The organism is Rhizobium tibeticum, from assembly GCF_900110205.1.
Taxonomy (GTDB): domain Bacteria; phylum Pseudomonadota; class Alphaproteobacteria; order Rhizobiales; family Rhizobiaceae; genus Rhizobium; species Rhizobium tibeticum.
This window is the reverse complement of record NZ_FOCV01000017.1, coordinates 1-17,134: the sequence shown is the minus strand read 5'-3', so window position 1 is coordinate 17,134 and position 17,134 is coordinate 1. Positions and strand designations below refer to the sequence as shown.

The window sequence follows — 17,134 nt, the reverse complement described above, 5'->3', positions numbered from 1 at the left end:
CCTACTGCCACGCCACGGCGAAGACGACGGTGGCGGCGATCAAACCGACGATCATCGCCAGCGCGTAATGGGTCACAACGCCGGTCTGGAGCCGCCGCAGCGCACCGCCGCTGCGCAGGATCGAGCGGGCGACGCCATTCACGATGGCGTCCACGCCGGTGAGATCGACCCGCAGTCCGGCCTGCGCTGCCCCATGCAGGAAGGGCAGCGCCGCGGTCTCGGACACATTGCTCACAGCCTTCTCGTAGCGCGCCAGCGGCTTTTCGGCGATCCACATGAAGCAACGCGCACCCTTGCGGTAGAACCAGTCGGTATCGATGCTGATCGTGTTTTCCGGGTCGAGCGCCCTGAGGAACAGGACGAAGCCCAGTGCGGTAAACATCAGCAACCCGAGGCTCTCGGTGACATGGACGCCGGTGTAGGGTTCGAAATCGACTGGATAAGGCAGAAGCGCGTAGAGCGGCTGGGGGAAAACCCCGATCGCAACGCAGAGCACCGCCGCCATGGCCATGGCAACCAGCATGTTGCGGGGTGGCTCATGCGCCTCCAGTTTCCGGTCCGTGCCGAAAAACATGTAATAGGGGAGTTTCAGCCCCGTGTGCAGGAACGTCCCCGACGACGCCATGGTCAGCGCCAGCACCACCAGCGCGCGATGATCCTGTCCGGCAGCGGCTATCACCATCGACTTGGTGACGAAGCCCGAGAAGAATGGAAATGCCGAAATCGCGAAGGCGCCGACCATATAGAGCGCCACTGTCAGCGGCATGGCCTTGTAAAGCCCACCAAGCTCGGTGAGCTTGCGCCGGCCGGTCACATGAATCACCGCCCCGGCGCCCATGAACAGGAGCGCCTTGTAGAGGATGTGCGCGAAGGCATGGCCCGCGGCACCATTCACTGCCATCTCGGTCCCGATACCGATGCCCGCCACCATATATCCCACCTGGCTGACGATGTGATAGGCCAGGAGCCGCCGGCAGTCGTTCTCCAGCACCGCGTAGATGACGCCATAGAGCGCCATCGCGGTACCGAACCAGACCAGAAGCTCGGTGCCCGGAAACGCTCGCGCCAGCACATAGACGGCGGTCTTGGTGGTGAAGGCGCTCATGAACACCGCCCCCGTGACGGTCGCCTCGGGATAGGCGTCGGTCAGCCAGGCGTTGAGCGGCGGCACCGCGGCGTTGAGCATGAACCCGGCAAGGATCAGGTAGGCACCGACACCCATTTCCCCCACGATCGGGCCGAACAGCAGCGAGCCTGTCGTAAGCCCGTAGAGAATGACGCCGCCAAGCAGGACGACGCCGCCGGTGATATGGACCATGAGATACCGGAACCCGGCGTTGATCGCTTGCCGGCCGCCCTGGACGAAGACCAGGTAGGCAGAGGCAAACGCCATGCCTTCCCAGAACAGGTAGAGCGTTAGGTAGTCGCCGGCGAACACGACGCCAAGCGCGCTGCCGACGTAGACGAACGCAGCGACATGCTGGCCGGGGCGCGACAGGTGCAGCGCATAGACCGTTCCAATCAGCGCCATGATGGTGAAGACGGTGGCGAAGACGATGCTCAGCTTGTCGACCTTCGCGATCAGGATCTGGTGCCCGATGAACGACGCCGCACCGTAGTTGCCCGGGTGCATCGCAACGACGGCGAGGATCGCCAGCGCTGGAATCAGCAGCAGATAGAGCTTGCGGATCGATCCGGACAGGAAAGGGATCGGCAGAGCACCAAGAATGAAGAGCAGGGCGGGATGGACGAAGTCAGTCATAATAGTCCTCGCGCCGCATGAGACCGCCCTGATGGCCGAGGAACTTGGAAACGAAGATCAGTAAAACGCAGGATAAGAAGCCGTAGACGGCCGACCACCCCGGCAGTTGGTCCCACAGGTATTCGGCGTGTTCGCGGGGGACCAGAAAGTCGGCGACGACGATCAGAACGAGCGCGAGATAGAACAGGCGGCGGCGCTGACTGGCATATACTTCGTCGCCGAAGAAATCGACCACGCGCTTTATCATCTGACAACTCCTTGTGCCAGGGCGAGGAAATAGTCTGGGAAGATGCCCATCGACACCGACAGGATGGCGGTCGCGATCAGCGGGATTGTTATCATCGGAATTTCACGGACTGTCGCCGGGCTCTCCTGCGCCTCCGTCCCGAAAAAGGCGACATAGCTGACCGGCAGAAAATAGGCGGCGTTCAGGACCGAGCTCGCCAGGAGCACGATCAGGAACGCGATTTGCCCCCCCTCCACCGAGCCCCAGGCCAGATACCATTTGCTGACGAAGCCGGCGGTCGGCGGCACCCCGATCATGCTCAGCGAGGCGACAAAAAATGCTCCCATCGTCCACGGCAGCCGGCGGCCGATACCGGCCATGTCGCTGACGTTGCGCTTGCCAGACGCGCAATAGATCGATCCGGCGCAGAAAAACAGCGTGATCTTGGAGAATGCATGCGCCGCGATGTGAATGATCCCGCCGACCATCGCGACTGGAGACAGTAGAACCACGCCGAGCACGATGTAGGAAAGCTGGCTGACTGTCGAATAGGCGAGCCTCGCCTTTAAGTCGTCCCGCGTCAGTGCGTAGATCGATGCCATCAGGATCGTGAACGAGACCAGATAGGCCGTGGCGATGCCGAGCCCCAGCCCGTCCACCAGCCTCGTGCCGAAAATATCGAACACGACCCGCAACACGCAGAACACGCCCATCTTGACCACGGCCACCGCATGCAAGAGAGCGCTGACCGGTGTCGGCGCCACCATCGCGGCAGGCAGCCAAGCGTGCATCGGCATCACCGCTGCCTTGGCGAAGCCGAAGAGATAGCAGAAATAGACGACGGTCAGCAGCGCCGCCGAGGCATTGACCCCGGCCAGCAGCCCACCCGCGACAAAGTCGAGCGATCCCGCAATGTGGTAGGTCAGCGCCAGCGCGGCGAGAAGCGCGCTTTTCGAAGCGCCCATCAAATAGACAAGGTACCTGCGGCTGCCCGTCCATGCCTCATGGTCCTCGTGGTGGTAAACGAGCGGATAGGTAACGAGGCTGAGCACCTCGTAAAAGATCACCAGCGTGAACAGATTGGCGGCGAAAGCGCCGCCGGCGGCGGCCGCAAGACTGCTGGCGAAGCAGGCGAAGAACCGGGTCTGCGCGTGCTCGTTCAAGTGCCGCATATAGCCGATGGAATAGATCGCCGCCACGATCCACAAAAGCGACGAGACGGTGGCAAACACCATGCCAAGCGCATCGACCCGGAAAGCGAAGTCAATTCCCGGCAGGATCTCGAACAGGCGCAAATCGATTGTCCCGCCCGCCAGCACGGTAGGTGCCATCGAGGCGACAATCGCGAACATGGCGATCGCCGCCATCGGCGAGACGACATCGCGGAGTTTCTCGCGGTTGTTCAGAAGGAGAATCGCAAGAGCCGCCAGACCTGGGACGGCAACGGCAAGCAGCGGCCGGATCGATAGCACCGGGTCCAAACCGCTATCCTTTCATCATCGTCACATCGTCGACCTTGAGGGTGGATTTGTTCCTCACAAAGGCGACCAAGATGCCAAGGGCGACGGCAACCTCCGCCGCGGTGATTGCGATGACGAAGATCGCGAAGATCTGTCCACGAAAGTCGTCGTACTGACGCCCAAAAGCGATGAAGTTTATGTTGACCGAGTTGAGCAGCAGCTCCAGCGACATCAGCACGACCAGAATATTGCGCCTGAGCAGCACGCCCGCCGCTCCAATCACGAACAGGACCACTCCGAGCACGATGTACCACGAGAGCGGAACCATCACCCCTGCTCCTTTCGCGCCAGCACGATGGCGCCGACCAAGGCCGCCAGCAAGATGATGGAAGCGACTTCAAACGGCAGCAGGTAGTCAGCGAAAAGCGTCGTGCTGAGTTGCCTGATCCCATCGCCGCCGCGCATGGCGGCGGGCTCGGTTACCGAAAAACGCTCGCTCCGTAGCACCAGCACGAGCATCTCGACCCCAAGCACGACGAGCAGCACCAGAGCCGGCAGGTTGCCGCCCGGCAAGAACCGCTGCAACACCGCTTCGCGCACATCGATCATCATGATCACGAACAGGAAGAGGACCATGATCGCGCCGACATAGACGAAGATCTGGATGACGGCGAGCAACGGCGCTTCGAGCAAGATGAAGATTGCAGAAATCTGCAGGAAACACGCCATCAACGCCAATGCGCTGTGAACCGGATTGCGCGCCACGACCACAGTCAGGGCCGCAATCACGGACACCGTCGCGAACAGAAGAAAGAACCCCTGACCCATCGGCGCGACCCTCCCACGCAAGCTGTCACCCAGCGCGAAATGGCCGGATTTGAGATAGTTGCGCACTACAGGTGCATTTATAAATTGTGCCCTAGTCTCGGATTTTTCACAAGATTATTGTCATTGGTAGAGCAGGACCGGGCCAATCTGAATGTGGCGAAAGCCGCTCGCGAGGGGCCAAGCTCGTGGCTGCCAAGCCGATCGGCAAGCAGACGCAGGATGAGCCTCTCATTACTACTCTCAGGAGCCGGGTGGACCGGCCTGTGGCGAAGACTGTCCTGCAACGCACGATTCCGGACAGGTCCGGCCAGCCTTGTCCATTACCTTGACGTCTTTTGGACAGGCGGGATCGGCCGCGGAATTGCCTGCGATACGATGACGCCCTCAAAGGCGGAGCCAGCGTGACGTGGGCCGTCGATCTGGCGCTTTCGGAGTGTGCGGTCGGCCGCTCCACCACCACGCTGATCGGCCACATCGCGGCGCACATCACGCGAGTCGACGAAGACGCCTTCGAAATCATCGTACTGCGCGGCTTCGCCGAAAGCCTGTGGGACGACCTTGCCCGCATGTGCCGCCGAATACGTGAAGCAGGAGCGAACCTGTTACAGTCATCATCGATGGCAAGCAGATCGCACCGCGGCGCACATCTAGTCGCCGCTGGATGAAAGTCCATGACCGGTCACATCTGTTGCTGCACGATGCCGACGACCTTGATGGTCACTGGCAGCGGCGCAACGGCCTGCGAAGTGGACTTCGTCTGGCGCGACTTGTCGGGATTTCCTGCAAGACACGCGAATTAATTTTCATCACATACCTGCTGCGCTCGCTTCCGGGGTTGCGGACGCTGCCTCACGCCGGTCCTTCCTCGTCTTCTTTCGCGAAGACATCCCCACAGCCGTGGACAGACGGGCCAGTGCACCTGCGGCCGAGCCTGTCGGGCTGAGCAAGCAGGGCTTGAAGCTCTGCAAAGGACGAGGGGACGGGATCACGCCATGCGGTTGAGCGCAAGCGCCGACTGTCCGGCCGATCTGTAACCAGCTCTTTTCCCTTCCTCCTTCCGCCTTGGTCTCTTGTCGGATTGAACACCGCTGTTTCTGACGCTATATATCGTCAGTGAGATTGGCATTCTGGAACGAAGGTAAGAGAAATGGGACTCGCTCAATATGCGGATAACGGGCTGTTTGCGCCGCGTAAAATCGCGGACGTTTTCCGCACGACCAGCGAAGAAATCGCCCGCACCGCCGGACTCGGCAAGGACGCGATTCAGCGCAAGGACCGTATCCGCTCCGGCAAGACCCAGCGTCGCCTGCGCGAGATGATCGAGGTCGTCAACAAGGTCGAGCCGCGCTTCGGCTCGGGACTGATGGCCTATGCGTGGTATCGCTCCGAGCCCCTGCCTGGTTTCTCGGGCCAGACGGCCATGCAACTGGTGCGCGACGGCCGTGCGGATGAGGTGCTCGACTATATTGACGCGGTCGACGCCGGTATCCACGCGTAGCCCAGCTAATGCGATATGAAGGTAAACTCTATCGGGCACTAAACCCGATATATGCTCGCCACCCATTCTCGGGCCGGGGAGCCGAACTCTATGGCGGAAGGTTCAACACAAAGGGGATGCCGGCGCTCTACACGTCGCTATCCGTGATGACTGCGTTGCGCGAGGCCAATCAGGTCGGCAACCTGCAACCGACAACGCTCGTCTCCTATGACGCTGCTTTCGAGAGCGTCTACGACAGTCGCGACGAAGATTCGCTTCAGGCCAAAGGAATGGATGCTGCCGCGATTTCAGACCCGACATGGCGCGATCAGATGAAGGCAAGCGGCGAGGCCAGAACGCAGGACTTCGCCAGGCGGCTCGCCGCCGGCGGCTATCATGGTCTGCTCGTCCGAAGCTTCGCCCCCGGCGCGACGGGGGAGGATCTGAACCTCGTTCTTTGGGAATGGGGTGAGCGCGCGCCAGCAAGACTGATACTGATTGACGACGAGAACCGCCTGGGTCAAGCGGAATAGCCCGCCGGCGATGTCATCTTGTCCTGGGCTTAACGATTGGAAAGGTAAGCGGTCTGCATGACCACGCCGACCGTCAGTTATAGGAACCATCGTTTTCCACCGTCGATCATCGCCCATGCTGTTTGGCTCTATTTCAGGTTTCCGCTGTGCCTTCGTCTGGTCGAGTGAGTCCGATGCTGCAACAGGCGTCCTTGCCGAGACAATGGCGAGTTCATCCCAGCGCGCCGAAGGGACTCCGCACTCTCTTTGGGCCAAGCGACTGCGAGCACCACTCGTTCAGCCAAGGTCGTCGCCTCTTAAGGGATCTTCTCATCGCCGCGCACATCACGCGGGTCGACGAAGACGTCTTCGAAATCATCGTACTGCGCGGCTTCGCCGAAATCCTCTGGGACGACCTTGCCCGCATGTGCGCCGAATACGTGTGAAACGGAAGCGAACCTGTTGCAGTCATCATCGACGGCAAGCTGATGGCCGCCGCGGCCATCGATAGGGTAAAGTACGCTGCGCGGCGGCTGGAGGAGGTTGACGCCCCTGGCTCCCCCATGTATCAGAGCGCATCGATACTTTGTTTTGCCGATATTTGTTGTTGCTGCGCTTGGCGCTTCGTAACGAACTTCCCCTCTCAAAAGTCGAAAACTAGCCGCTGTGCATCGCCCAGCGGTGATCAACGTTGCTATGAAAGGGTTTGTGATGACCGCTGGCACAGTTAAATGGTTCAATGCCACGAAGGGCTTTGGCTTCATTCAGCCCGACGACGGCAGTGCGGATGTGTTCGTTCACATTTCTGCTGTTGAGCGGGCCGGAATGGGCTCGATCGTCGAAGGACAGAAGCTCGGCTACGAGGTCGAGCGCGACCAGAAGTCGGGCAGGATATCCGCCGGCCGGCTCCAGGCCGCATGAGCTTAAGCGCCTGCCATGACCGCGGATGTACCGGCACGGCGGGCGACGACTGAGAAGGTCAGGCACATGCCTGGCCTTTTTTCGTCGCAAGGCCCGCTAAACCGCGACGAATGCCCCTTCTCTTTTCCCGACTTTTGAAAATCAAACTAGGAAGACACGTTGAGACACCCAAGCGACAACGGCTTTGCCGAACGGCGGAATTCTGCGGCGGAAGCCAAAAAGCAGCTTCTGGCGAAGTTTGCGTCTGCCCCGAAATCGACCGATCCCGCGATGCGGGAACGACTTGCTGCACGCGAAGCGATCGCTGCCGCCAGACAAGCGCGTCGCGCCGACCGCGAAGCATCAAAGAAGGCGGAACACGAGCGTGTTCTGATAGAAGCGGCGGCACTGGCGGCTGCCGCAGAAGCCGACGAACGGACCGAGGCAGAAGCCCGGCAAGCCGTTATCAACGATCGAGTTTCTCGGGATGTCGCCGATGAAGCGGCTCGCAAGGCGGAACGTGATCGTCGATACGCGGCACGTAAGGCCCGTAGAGCCTGACATTTTTCAAGACAGGCCGAAGCCGGCAAATTACGCGAAGCTGCAGCGGCGCTGCGCCTGAGGCCAAAAAGACGGATCGAGTTCATGGAAAGCAGTGTCTACATGCCTGCCGAGTCTACTGAGGATAATGTTCGAGCTTGGCTGAAGGTTCTTTCCAGATACCGCCAGCCTCGCATCGGGCGGAGCGGCTTTGAGCTTCTGGTTACGGTCGTCCCGTTCGCCGCCTTTTGGGCTTGCGCGTCCATATCCCTCTTCCAAGGTTTCTGGCTCGGACTGATAGCGGTCGTTCCGGCGTCCGCGTTTCTATTGCGGCTTTTCATGATTCAACATGATTGCGGGCACGGCTCGTTCTTCGCCCGCCGGCGTCTCGACGACTGGACAGGGCGCGCCATTGGTGTTCTGACGCTGACCCCCTATGACTACTGGCGGCGGGCGCATGCCGCCCATCACGCATCAGCAGGAAATCTCGACGAGCGGGGCACAGGCGACATCACCACGCTGACGGTCGCCGAGTATCGATCTCTCCCGCGCTTAAAGCGGCTCGGCTATCGCCTTTACCGGCATCCGCTGGTGATGTTCGGCATCGGCCCCGCCTGGCTCTTCCTCTTCAAGCAGCGCTTGCCCTTTGGGATGATGGGCGATGGTCCGTTGCCGTGGATCTCCACCATGGCGACCAATCTCGCGATCGCAGCCGTCGCGCTCGCCATGATATGGGCCGTCGGACTTGTTCCCTTTCTCGCGATCCACCTCCCGATCGTCACTTTGGCGGGAGCGGCGGGTGTGTGGCTCTTCTACGTTCAGCACCAGTTCGAGGAAACCCACTGGTCGAAAGGCAAGGAGTGGCGATTTGCCGAAGCTGCACTCCACGGCGCGTCCCACTACGATCTGCCGCCGGCACTCCGATGGATCACCGGCAATATCGGCATCCACCACGTTCATCACCTATCGAGCAGAATTCCCTACTACCGGCTTCCTGAAGTATTGCGCGACCACCCTCAACTGGCAGACATCGGCCGCATAACATTATGGGAGAGCCTGCAATGTGTCAGGCTCGTGCTCTGGGATGAAACGAGGGGGAAGCTGATATCCTTCGGGGAAGCAGCGGCGAACCCCTAATTCAGGAAATCTGAGTAGACCGCCAGTGTAAATCGCCGCGCGCGTCAAACGAATTCACACCTTTCAAGGACCAGACACTGCAGATGATCACGCTTACGCCGACGCAAATCAGGGGGCTGAAACTCGCCAAAGATGGAGATCTGTTTCCATCGGATCCGAAGAAATGGACCCATCTGAACGCCACCGTCACCTATGCGAAGACCGATAGATTTAAGGAACGACCGCAAAAGGTCAAATTCTTGACCACGTCAACTTTGGAAGAGTTGAAAGAATTCGGCTTTCTGCAAAGCCTTAATCCTTACGCTGCAGCGCAAGAAACCGCTCATGGCATAACGATGGCAGGTAAAATCTGGCTTCTGAAGAACATTTAGCCGTACCCGCAGTGGGCCGCCAAGGCAGTCGCGGGCAATCGCCTAACTGTCGTCGTATGACGACTGATAGAAAGCTGCTAATCTCGCGGCATGCGCTGCAATGAGACTGAACATGCGGCACGTTCGGGATGGAGCCCGTTTCTTGGCATGTGTTGCCTCAACCGCTTCGGTTTCGAGCGCACCAGTTTGCGGCGAAACGGAGGGCGCCTATGTGCAATGACTACAGGCTGATGGTCGATGTCGCGTCGATCGTCGAGGACTTCGCCGAGCTCAAGATCAAGATCCGTTTCAGCGAAGGCAGACCGAACCTCGACGCGCGCGAGGACGTCAAGATCACCGATATCGGCCCCATCGTCAGAACGATCGAGGGCGTGCGCGACGAGGCCGAGCTCGTGCAGCGGCGATGGAGCTGGCCGGGTCAGAACAAGCGGCCGGTGTATAATTTCCGGTCAGAAGGCCGGGCGTTCAACTCCAATCGTTGCCTGATTATCGCCGACGGCTTTTACGAGTTCACGGAACCCAAGGATCCGAAGAAAAAGCGCAAGGACAAATGGCTGTTCACCAAGAAAGAGGAACCGATTTTCTGCATAGCCGCCATCTGGCGAGAGACGCCGGAGGTGGGCCAAGCCTTCACAATGCTGACGATGGAGCCCGGTCCTGATATTGCCCCATACCACGATCGGCAGATCGTTATCCTCGAGCGTAGCGCCTGGGCCGACTGGCTCGATCCAACCATCTCCGCAACCTCTCTGATCAAGCCGCTTTCGGCAGGCACTCTGGCAGTGGAGCAGGTTGGCTGAGAGATATATTCAGACTCGGGGGGGTGAGCAAGCAACTGCCTCGCGATAGCGGCTGGAGCGCTTTGTGTCTCCTCGAGCGACGATTTCAAGTCTGTGAGCTTCTCCTTGATTGCGAAACATCGCCGCATGAGGGCGATCAAACGCAGGTCGTTCTCCGCGGCACCGACATTCGCATCTTCCAATCGCGTCCCGTCACGAAAGACCAGGTGAGGCGATCACCCTCCCCGGCAGGGCATGGAGGTGATCCCACTCGCTCCAAAAACGAAAAAGCCTGCCGCGGGAGGAGGTGCGGCAGGCTTTCGAGAAAGACCGAACAGCAGCTGGGAGGAGGAGTGCTGCCGTTCCCGCAGGCGACCTTGGGAGGAGGATAAGAGCGCCTGCAAATCAAAGCGACACGGGAGGAGATGCATCGCTTCGATGAGTTTATATATAGACCCGTTTTGCCTAATGCATAGGCTTTTATTTGCAGGGCAGGCATGCGCTATGCGAAAAGCGGAGGTCTCGTTCAGGGTTGGCATTCACTCGGGACGCGCAGATCGCAAAACAGAAGCGCCTGCTCGGTAGGATGAGGCGCCCTTCCCTCATCAGATGAATGATGGTCCTACTGAGATAGGTTCAGACTGATCTAGCAACGCATCACGTGCTTCAGCAGCAAACCGATCGTCATCATGTCGTAAGCGGCTGGGCTGCTTCGGCCGGTGATGATGTCGTGCTTGCTGAGCGCCACCGTTAAGGCGTTCGCCAGTTCCCTCTCGTCCTCTATCAGCAGAATTCTCATCACCTTCCCGTTTTTTGCGGAGCGTCAAAGGCAAGCAGGGGTTACTCCCGCAATCTTGGAAGATAAGGGACACTGCTACGGGACGCCAACCTACTGGACTGGCCATGCCCGCTGATGCGCTGGTCCTGGCTATGCAGGTGCCAAGGCCTTCAGAGAGAGAAATTTAGAGCGGGTCGGTCCTCATTTATACCACAAGCCAAAGACCTCGATCACGGTGTATGGCAAGCAGAAGCCCGCGTGGTCTTTGAGAGAGAGAGAGAGAGAGAGAGAGAGAGAGAGAGAGATGGCGAACTTGTTGTCGCCTTCAACGCGGCCAAGAAAAATTCAGAAATTTTTCTTGGCCGAAAAACCTGTTTCAGATTTTGAAGATAGGCTGATACCCAAGCCGATGATTCAGTCGACGTTTTGCTTGCGCCTTACAGGCACGTGTACAGACCAGTTTTCCATCGCAACGTTCGCAAGCGCGACGGTGCATATCACCATCACGCTGCGTCGTGAGAGGCCGAAACTCTTCGGCGTCCACCGTGCCTCGAGGGGGACCGCGCAGCGAGGAACGAATGTCTTCAGGTTGGGCTCCAATACGTCCCATTGCTGAAGCCCCTTGGCGTTCTCCTTCGAGATGAAGCGCCTGGCCTCTTCACGGATTTCAAAGAGGCCGTGCTTGTCTGGTGTGGAGAGATCATTTTCGATGCTCCACGACGCCATGGTCGGTGCGGGCGCGGACAACGCGATGATGAAGGGCAAGGATCGAAGCAATGGTGTGCGATTATCCGCCAAATCCGTCTCCTTCCACGGAAAAAGCTGCCTTCTGATGCGTGTAAGGCTTATGGATCATAGGATCACGTCCTCGCGGCGCCTCGTGCTCGCAATCGACGTCGATACCCGGCGCCTCGTCGCGTTCCTGCCACACGAAACGCTCAAAAAGAAGATCGTTTGTGATCCCGGGGGAATAACTGACGGCCGCGTTCGCAGCCGAGCCCAACACAATGGCAATGACGAACATCTGAACGAAAAAGTGCCGCAACATCGATGGTCACGGCGCTTTGTGTCGTGTCGGTTATTTTAGAATTCGCGCCAATCTTCAGCAACCGCACGGCCAGCAAAAGCTGTCGCGACCTTGCGTACCATTGCCGCTGGAGCGTTTCTCTGTGGCGCTCGCGGTGCGTAGGCAGGTTGCGCCGTCCCGGCAGAGCCCTGAAAGCGGAATTTTGACAGTTGGCTTGTCAGCGAACCCGCTTCATCAGCCAGCTTGTGGCTGGCTGCGGATGTCTCTTCGACCATCGCCGCATTCTTCTGCGTGGATTGATCGAGCGAATTCACCGCGGCATTGATTTCTTTCAGCGCCGTGGACTGTTCCTTCGCAGCCTCGACGATTGAGCTCACGTGACGGTTGATTTCCTGCACTTCGCTGACGATCTCCGTCAGGGCAGTACCGGTCTCGCCGACCAGGGTCACGCCGGAACGCACTTGACCGCTGGAATTGCTGATCAGTTGCTTGATTTCCTTGGCGGCATTGGCGGAGCGTTGAGCCAGTTCGCGAACTTCCTGGGCGACGACTGCAAAGCCTTTGCCCGCCTCTCCGGCACGTGCAGCCTCGACGCCGGCGTTCAGGGCCAGCAGGTTGGTCTGGAATGCAATGTCATCGATGACGCTGATGATATTGTTGATCTCGTTCGAGGAACCTTCGATCTGGCTCATCGCGGCAACCGCACGCTTCACGACTTCGCCGGAACGCTCGGCATTCGTTCGTGTTCGTGCAACAAGGTTGCCAGCCTCTTCCGCGCGGCGGGTCGAGTCATTGACCGTGGTCGAAATTTCATCGAGCGCTGCGGCAGTCTGTTCAATCGATGCCGCCTGCTGTTCGGTGCGCTTTGCCAGATCATTGGAAGCTTCGCTAATCTCGCGGGCCCCGGCATCGATCGACAAAGCGTTGTCGCCGATCGTCTTCAACGCAGATTGAAGCTTCTCTACGGAGTTGTTGAAGTTGATGCGCAGCGTATCGAGAGATACGGCAAACGGCTTGTCGAGACGGATATCAAGATTGCCGGCGGCCATTTCCTCAAGCGCCTGGCCGAGCTGACGAACGGCATCGTTCGTCTGGGCCGATAGCGCCTCGCGTTCCGTCGCGGTTGCTTCAAGCCGGGCGTTCTCATCGGCAGTCCGGCGAGCGTCGGCTGCGGCGCGCGCCTCGGCCTGCGAGGTCACGGCTTGGCGCACGGCGCCAACGGCCTTCGCCAAATCGCCGACTTCGTCGCTGCGGGCCTCGATATCGCTGGTGCTTTCGTTGTTGCCCTCTGCCATCCGCCGCAGGGCGATCTGCAGCTTGGCCATCGGCAAGGTGATCGAGCGGGTCGCGAGGAACGCAGCGGCAATAGCCATAAGCACAGCGCCTCCCAACGAGCCCAGTGCCAACGTCTGGAAGCCTGCGACGACGCCGCTGACGCCACTGCCGACAGACTTGTTCAAGTTTTCCTGGTAGTCGATGAATTTGTTGATGGCCTTGAGCCAGTTGACGAAGAGAGGCGTTGCCTGCTCGATTAGCATCTTCTTGGCTTGCACCGGGTCGTTTGCCATCTGGCGCGCGATGACGTCCGCGACAACTGGATTGGTTTTCGACTGAACGTCGGCGATTTCCGCAATGATCGCCTTCTCGGGCTCACTCGCAGCGCCTGGGACAGAGATCATCGCATTCATCTTCTGCTCGTTTTCTGCATAAATCGCAGCAAGCTTTGCAATGAGATCGATCGCGGTCTGACGCGCGGCAGGCTCATCGCGCAAAACCACATCGCGGATGGCAATGGCCCGATCATGAACGCTACCCCGGAAATTGATGGCGAAGCGCTGCTTGACGCTGTTGACCTCGTTGATCTGCATGAGATCGTGGTCGACAAAGTTCATCTTTGAAATGGAAAAGAGCGTCAACCCAATCATGAGCAGCAGCAGGAAGCCAAAAGCTGCATAAAGGCGGGGGCCGATGCCAAATCGGAAAGTCATTTGCAATCCTCCAAGCGCAAATAGTCGCGCAAGCAACGAATTGCGCGATGCTGCAACGATGAGCGTTATCCGGGGATACCGGCCGAGCGCCGTTGAGCTCATGTCTCGCCTTGTCTGAAGAGAGCACTCGTGAATAAACAGATAATGAAAGATGGTTAATAATTATAATATGAGTAAAAGAATTCTGCCCTGGCCAAGTAACCCTTTGCGTGAGTATTGCAGGTTGCAATTCAAAACCGCTGGGTTTTCTTCACTCGACTCTCTAGGGATTGAATCACTCTGTTTGCTGCTTATACCGGTGCTTGCAGGGATGCCGCGACATGGGTCTCTTCCAGCCACGATCGCTTCCTTGGAGACGATATGATGCGCACGCTTCTTCACCAGGCAGCACAGGCGTCCATCTGACGTCGGGTCCCAGCCGGCAGCTTAACCTCGGCAAACAGGTCGTTGAACGTCAGCACGCGCCTCCAAAGCAGCGGTTATTTCCTCAGCCCGCGGGAGGCGTCCTTTGTGCTTTGGAATAGCTCGGTCCTGAAAATGTGGAACGCGCCCCTCGGGCAATTGCAGGCGAAACTATCAGAGGCAGACCTTGCCACCTTGCTCCGAGCGGCGCCGACAATGCTCAATTGGCTTGCGAAACTGCTAAGTGCGCGAGGTGACTGCGGCTGAATTGTTCGGTGTTGCTGCCCCGGCTTCCGGCCGCAAGGCGATCGATCGTGTTTCTGAAGATGTCGATCTGACCTACGATATCCGTGCTTTGATCCCCGACCTGGATCGCACCCAAGGGTTGTCGGATGTCTATGGGGCCTCAACACGCGAAGCACTTCACATCAAAAGCGGCTATCTGCGAACCGCACCACGATACGGGTGAATCGTTCGCAGCCAGTGCGCAGATCGCCGACAGTCACCGCGCAAGACTTAAGGCCGCGATCGACCGGCCGAACAACTTTTTTCGATGCGGTCGTCGAGAGTCTGCGCCTAGACCAATAACGTCGGGAATACCCTCTATTAATGACGTTGAAGATTTGTGACTCGACTTGTCCCTCACGTCAGTAGTTCAATTTTCAAAACGGGACATGAGGTTAGGTCGATGAGATACGAATGGGATGATGATGCCCGCGGGCGTCGGGCTTATGTGATCAAGGTCGTCTCGGTATTGCTGGCATCAGCCTTGACGGCCGGGGTTCCGACCTGGATTGTCGCCAGAGCCATGGGGTTTTGACAGACGGCAATGCCGCACTTGAAGCCGGCGCCAGCGGCCCGGTGAAGCTCATCGCTGCGATTGGAAAGCAGCGTTCAGGTTCAGCCTGTCAAAGGCTCCGCTGCTCGCGCTTGCCAATGGAGCGACGATCGGTCTCGCTGCCTCCATCCGCACGACAACTCGTCAGAGATTTGGCAGCGCCTGTTCGAGTTCAATCTTGGCGCCGCGCACGACAGGTGTCCACTTGGCGATCTCCGCCTTTACATGTGCGCCGAGCTGCTCCGGCGCAGAACTCGCGACAACGGCACTGAACCCGGGCGCGACGCTAAGGGCGAGGATTTCATGATGAGCCTGATCCGAGGTAAATACAGTTGCCCCATCCAGTCACTGTCGCGGCCTTGCATGGCCGGGCACCCAGGAGTGGTGTGCGATCCAGCGCTAAGCCTTGGCCTGTCCAACTTGAGATGATGCGGGCATGAAGTCGAAGGCAATATCCGCGTCAGACAGAGCGGCAATGAAGGCTTCCTGAGCCGCCGCATTTTCGTTCCTGTCGGCTATCGACCGGCCACAGACATAAATCGCGGTCTGGTAGCTGTGGTTCAGCGCACAAGGCCAGCGCATCAGCAAGAAGTCTATGGCCGCTCGGCTATCGCCAATCGTATACGCCACGCCGCCTTCATTACCGGCAACGATGATAGGGACATCCCAGAGTTCCATGGCGCTTCTACCAGTAAAATTTTTCACGCAAAAGTTATATCTTTACTATATACAACTTTACGCTCGGTGCAAAGCTCTTGCTGCATGAGCACAACGACTGCGGGATAAGCCGAAACAATCGTTCGGTCGCGAACTGTAAGTGGAGTGCCCCCGTTTTGCCGGACAGGTCAGCTATTGAGATAAAGCTTTGATGAACTCCCTTGGGGAAGCCATCTTCAGCGCTGAATGTGGATGGATTTCGTTGTAATCCTCGATCCATCCGTCGATCTTCCGGAGTGCTGTATCTGCGTCCGGAATGGGTGAGATGCGTATGTAGTCCCGTTTCAGGGTTTTGACGAATGCCTCCGACATGCCGTTCGACTGTGGGCTCGCAACCGGCGTGAAGCATGGGATCAGATTGAGGGCTTGAGCAAATAGCCTGGTATCCCTTGCAGTGTAGGCGCTGCCGTTGTCGGATAGATGTTCGATAGCATGCGGAGCGCTGGTTGCTCCGAAGCGCTTCTCGACAGCCTCCAGCATCATGTCTCGCACGTCAGAACCGGATATCCCGGCATTGGCGACGGCGGCCCAGGATATGATCTCCCGGTCAAACGCGTCGATGATGAAAGCGAGACGGACCACCTCGCCATTCCAGCAGGTGAACTCAAGACCGTCCGAGCACCAGCGAAGGTTTGATCGCATCACCATGACCTTGCCGTCATGGAGGCGACCCTTGCGTACGGCCGTGTGTTTTTCAAGGATCATGTCGTGGTTGGCCATGATGCGATGAACCCGCTTGCGGTTGACGGCCGGCTGATCGGCGGCTCGCCGCTGCCTGTTGAGAAGGGCAGCGATCCGCCGATAGCCATAAGTCGGCCGAGCATCCACGAGCCTACGAATGGCAGGCAGCAGCTCGGCATCGTCTGCTTTGAGATATGGTCCACGAGGCTTGGACTTGCCCTTGAGACGCTCAGCGAGATGGGAACGCGACACGCCCAGGACGTCTGCCACCGTCTTCATCGGGAACCGTCCTTCGGTAACAAGATCGGCCGCGATATCGGTTTTTTTGACTGGGCTTTGGAAAGGGCTTCGCGGAGAATCTCGTTCTCAAGCGTCTTGCGTCCGAGGATGCGCTCAAGCTCACGCACCCGATCTTCCAGCTTCTTCACCTCGGAATTGCCGATCACTGGTTCGTCGGAATCCACGGCCACCGCACCTCCCTCGCTCAGGAGCCTGCGCCAGCGATACAAAAGATTTGGCGCAACTCCATGTCGCCGAGCCGCAGAGGAAACAGTCTCCCCCGGGGCATAGCTCTCCTCGATGATCTGCAGTTTGCGTTCCGTTGTCCAGCGTCGCCGCCGGACGTCACCGATCATCAGGTCAACCTGTCGAAACTCGTTAGACATAAGCTTATCCTCAAGCCTGTGCTTGAGCCTTCCTGCTTATGCTGAG

The 17,134-nt window shown here is 58.7% G+C and carries 17 protein-coding genes and 5 pseudogenes; 11 read left to right on the top strand and 11 right to left on the bottom strand.

Features of this window, described 5'->3' with window-relative positions; all coding sequences use genetic code 11:
- Nucleotide 1: 1 nt before the first annotated feature.
- The 5 genes from BSG20_RS18915 to BSG20_RS18895 are packed head-to-tail and all read right to left on the bottom strand — an operon-like array spanning nt 2 to nt 4,276.
- Nucleotides 2-1,762, bottom strand: coding sequence for a Na(+)/H(+) antiporter subunit D (locus BSG20_RS18915; RefSeq protein ID WP_072377086.1), 1,761 nt, complete (start codon nt 1,760-1,762; stop codon nt 2-4).
- A complete protein-coding gene (locus tag BSG20_RS18910; RefSeq protein ID WP_072377084.1) occupies nt 1,755-2,009 on the bottom strand; it encodes a hypothetical protein in 255 nt (84 codons plus the stop codon). Before BSG20_RS18910 ends, BSG20_RS18915 begins: the two co-directional genes overlap by 8 nt.
- Nucleotides 2,006-3,469, bottom strand: coding sequence for a monovalent cation/H+ antiporter subunit D family protein (locus tag BSG20_RS18905; protein ID WP_072377082.1), 1,464 nt, complete (start codon nt 3,467-3,469; stop codon nt 2,006-2,008). The genes BSG20_RS18910 and BSG20_RS18905 overlap by 4 nt, the downstream gene beginning before the upstream one ends.
- 4 nt (nt 3,470-3,473) lie before the next feature.
- Nucleotides 3,474-3,776, bottom strand: a complete 303-nt coding sequence (gene nuoK, locus BSG20_RS18900) for an NADH-quinone oxidoreductase subunit NuoK (RefSeq protein WP_037122536.1) — start codon at nt 3,774-3,776, stop codon at nt 3,474-3,476.
- Nucleotides 3,776-4,276: an NADH-quinone oxidoreductase subunit J gene (locus tag BSG20_RS18895; protein WP_072377081.1), complete on the bottom strand. Its 501-nt coding sequence runs from the start codon at nt 4,274-4,276 to the stop codon at nt 3,776-3,778. Before BSG20_RS18895 ends, nuoK begins: the two co-directional genes overlap by 1 nt.
- A 410-nt stretch (nt 4,277-4,686) precedes the next feature.
- On the opposite strand from BSG20_RS18895, the pseudogene BSG20_RS37580 reads away from it, so the two are divergent.
- From BSG20_RS37580 to BSG20_RS18850, 10 genes and pseudogenes are all read left to right on the top strand, one after another.
- Nucleotides 4,687-4,845 (top strand): annotated as a pseudogene (locus BSG20_RS37580) (sarcosine oxidase subunit gamma family protein); the annotation flags it as partial.
- A 578-nt stretch (nt 4,846-5,423) separates the two neighbouring features.
- Nucleotides 5,424-5,774 (top strand): MbcA/ParS/Xre antitoxin family protein, encoded by a 351-nt coding sequence (locus tag BSG20_RS18885; protein WP_024315526.1) that lies wholly within the window; start codon nt 5,424-5,426, stop codon nt 5,772-5,774.
- 8 nt (nt 5,775-5,782) lie between these two features.
- On the top strand, nt 5,783-6,286 hold the full coding sequence (locus tag BSG20_RS18880) for an RES family NAD+ phosphorylase (protein ID WP_072377079.1): 504 nt from the start codon (nt 5,783-5,785) through the stop codon (nt 6,284-6,286).
- Nucleotides 6,287-6,343: 57 nt separating this feature from the next.
- Nucleotides 6,344-6,451 (top strand): annotated as a pseudogene (locus BSG20_RS35680) (IS6 family transposase); the annotation flags it as partial.
- Between the two features lie 146 nt (nt 6,452-6,597).
- Nucleotides 6,598-6,711, top strand: a pseudogene (locus BSG20_RS18875) (sarcosine oxidase subunit gamma family protein); the annotation flags it as partial.
- Nucleotides 6,712-6,976: 265 nt separating this feature from the next.
- Nucleotides 6,977-7,186 carry a cold-shock protein gene (locus BSG20_RS18870; protein WP_072377077.1) on the top strand — a complete coding sequence of 70 codons (210 nt, stop codon included), beginning with the start codon at nt 6,977-6,979 and terminating at the stop codon, nt 7,184-7,186.
- 159 nt (nt 7,187-7,345) lie between these two features.
- Nucleotides 7,346-7,726, top strand: a complete 381-nt coding sequence (locus BSG20_RS18865; protein ID WP_072377075.1) for a DUF6481 family protein — start codon at nt 7,346-7,348, stop codon at nt 7,724-7,726.
- A gap of 84 nt (nt 7,727-7,810) precedes the next feature.
- Nucleotides 7,811-8,842 carry a fatty acid desaturase gene (locus BSG20_RS18860; protein WP_072377073.1) on the top strand — a complete coding sequence of 344 codons (1,032 nt, stop codon included), beginning with the start codon at nt 7,811-7,813 and terminating at the stop codon, nt 8,840-8,842.
- Nucleotides 8,843-8,925: 83 nt separating this feature from the next.
- On the top strand, nt 8,926-9,213 hold the full coding sequence (locus tag BSG20_RS18855) for a hypothetical protein (protein ID WP_072377071.1): 288 nt from the start codon (nt 8,926-8,928) through the stop codon (nt 9,211-9,213).
- Between the two features lie 209 nt (nt 9,214-9,422).
- Nucleotides 9,423-10,013: an SOS response-associated peptidase family protein gene (locus BSG20_RS18850; protein WP_072377069.1), complete on the top strand. Its 591-nt coding sequence runs from the start codon at nt 9,423-9,425 to the stop codon at nt 10,011-10,013.
- Nucleotides 10,014-10,713: 700 nt separating this feature from the next.
- On the opposite strand, the pseudogene BSG20_RS38880 reads toward BSG20_RS18850, so the two are convergent.
- From BSG20_RS38880 to BSG20_RS18835, 4 genes and pseudogenes are all read right to left on the bottom strand, one after another.
- Nucleotides 10,714-10,791, bottom strand: a pseudogene (locus tag BSG20_RS38880) (DNA-binding response regulator); the annotation flags it as partial.
- A gap of 393 nt (nt 10,792-11,184) precedes the next feature.
- On the bottom strand, nt 11,185-11,547 hold the full coding sequence (locus BSG20_RS18845; RefSeq protein ID WP_072377278.1) for a hypothetical protein: 363 nt from the start codon (nt 11,545-11,547) through the stop codon (nt 11,185-11,187).
- 43 nt (nt 11,548-11,590) lie between these two features.
- A pseudogene (locus tag BSG20_RS37570) lies at nt 11,591-11,770 on the bottom strand (hypothetical protein); the annotation flags it as partial.
- A gap of 83 nt (nt 11,771-11,853) precedes the next feature.
- Nucleotides 11,854-13,785, bottom strand: coding sequence for a methyl-accepting chemotaxis protein (locus BSG20_RS18835; protein WP_072377065.1), 1,932 nt, complete (start codon nt 13,783-13,785; stop codon nt 11,854-11,856).
- Nucleotides 13,786-14,431: 646 nt separating this feature from the next.
- Between BSG20_RS18835 and BSG20_RS18830 the strand changes: the two genes are divergently transcribed.
- Entirely contained in the window at nt 14,432-14,656 is a 225-nt protein-coding gene (locus BSG20_RS18830) for a hypothetical protein (protein WP_072377063.1), read from the top strand.
- A 768-nt stretch (nt 14,657-15,424) separates the two neighbouring features.
- Here the strand turns inward: BSG20_RS18830 and BSG20_RS18825 are convergent.
- On the bottom strand, nt 15,425-15,703 hold the full coding sequence (locus BSG20_RS18825) for a DUF982 domain-containing protein (protein WP_072377061.1): 279 nt from the start codon (nt 15,701-15,703) through the stop codon (nt 15,425-15,427).
- Between the two features lie 171 nt (nt 15,704-15,874).
- A protein-coding gene (locus BSG20_RS18820) for an IS3 family transposase (protein WP_093041283.1) occupies nt 15,875-17,088 on the bottom strand; the annotation gives its coding sequence in 2 pieces (ribosomal slippage) (nt 15,875-16,752 and nt 16,752-17,088; 1,215 coding nt in all).
- Nucleotides 17,089-17,134: the final 46 nt, after the last annotated feature.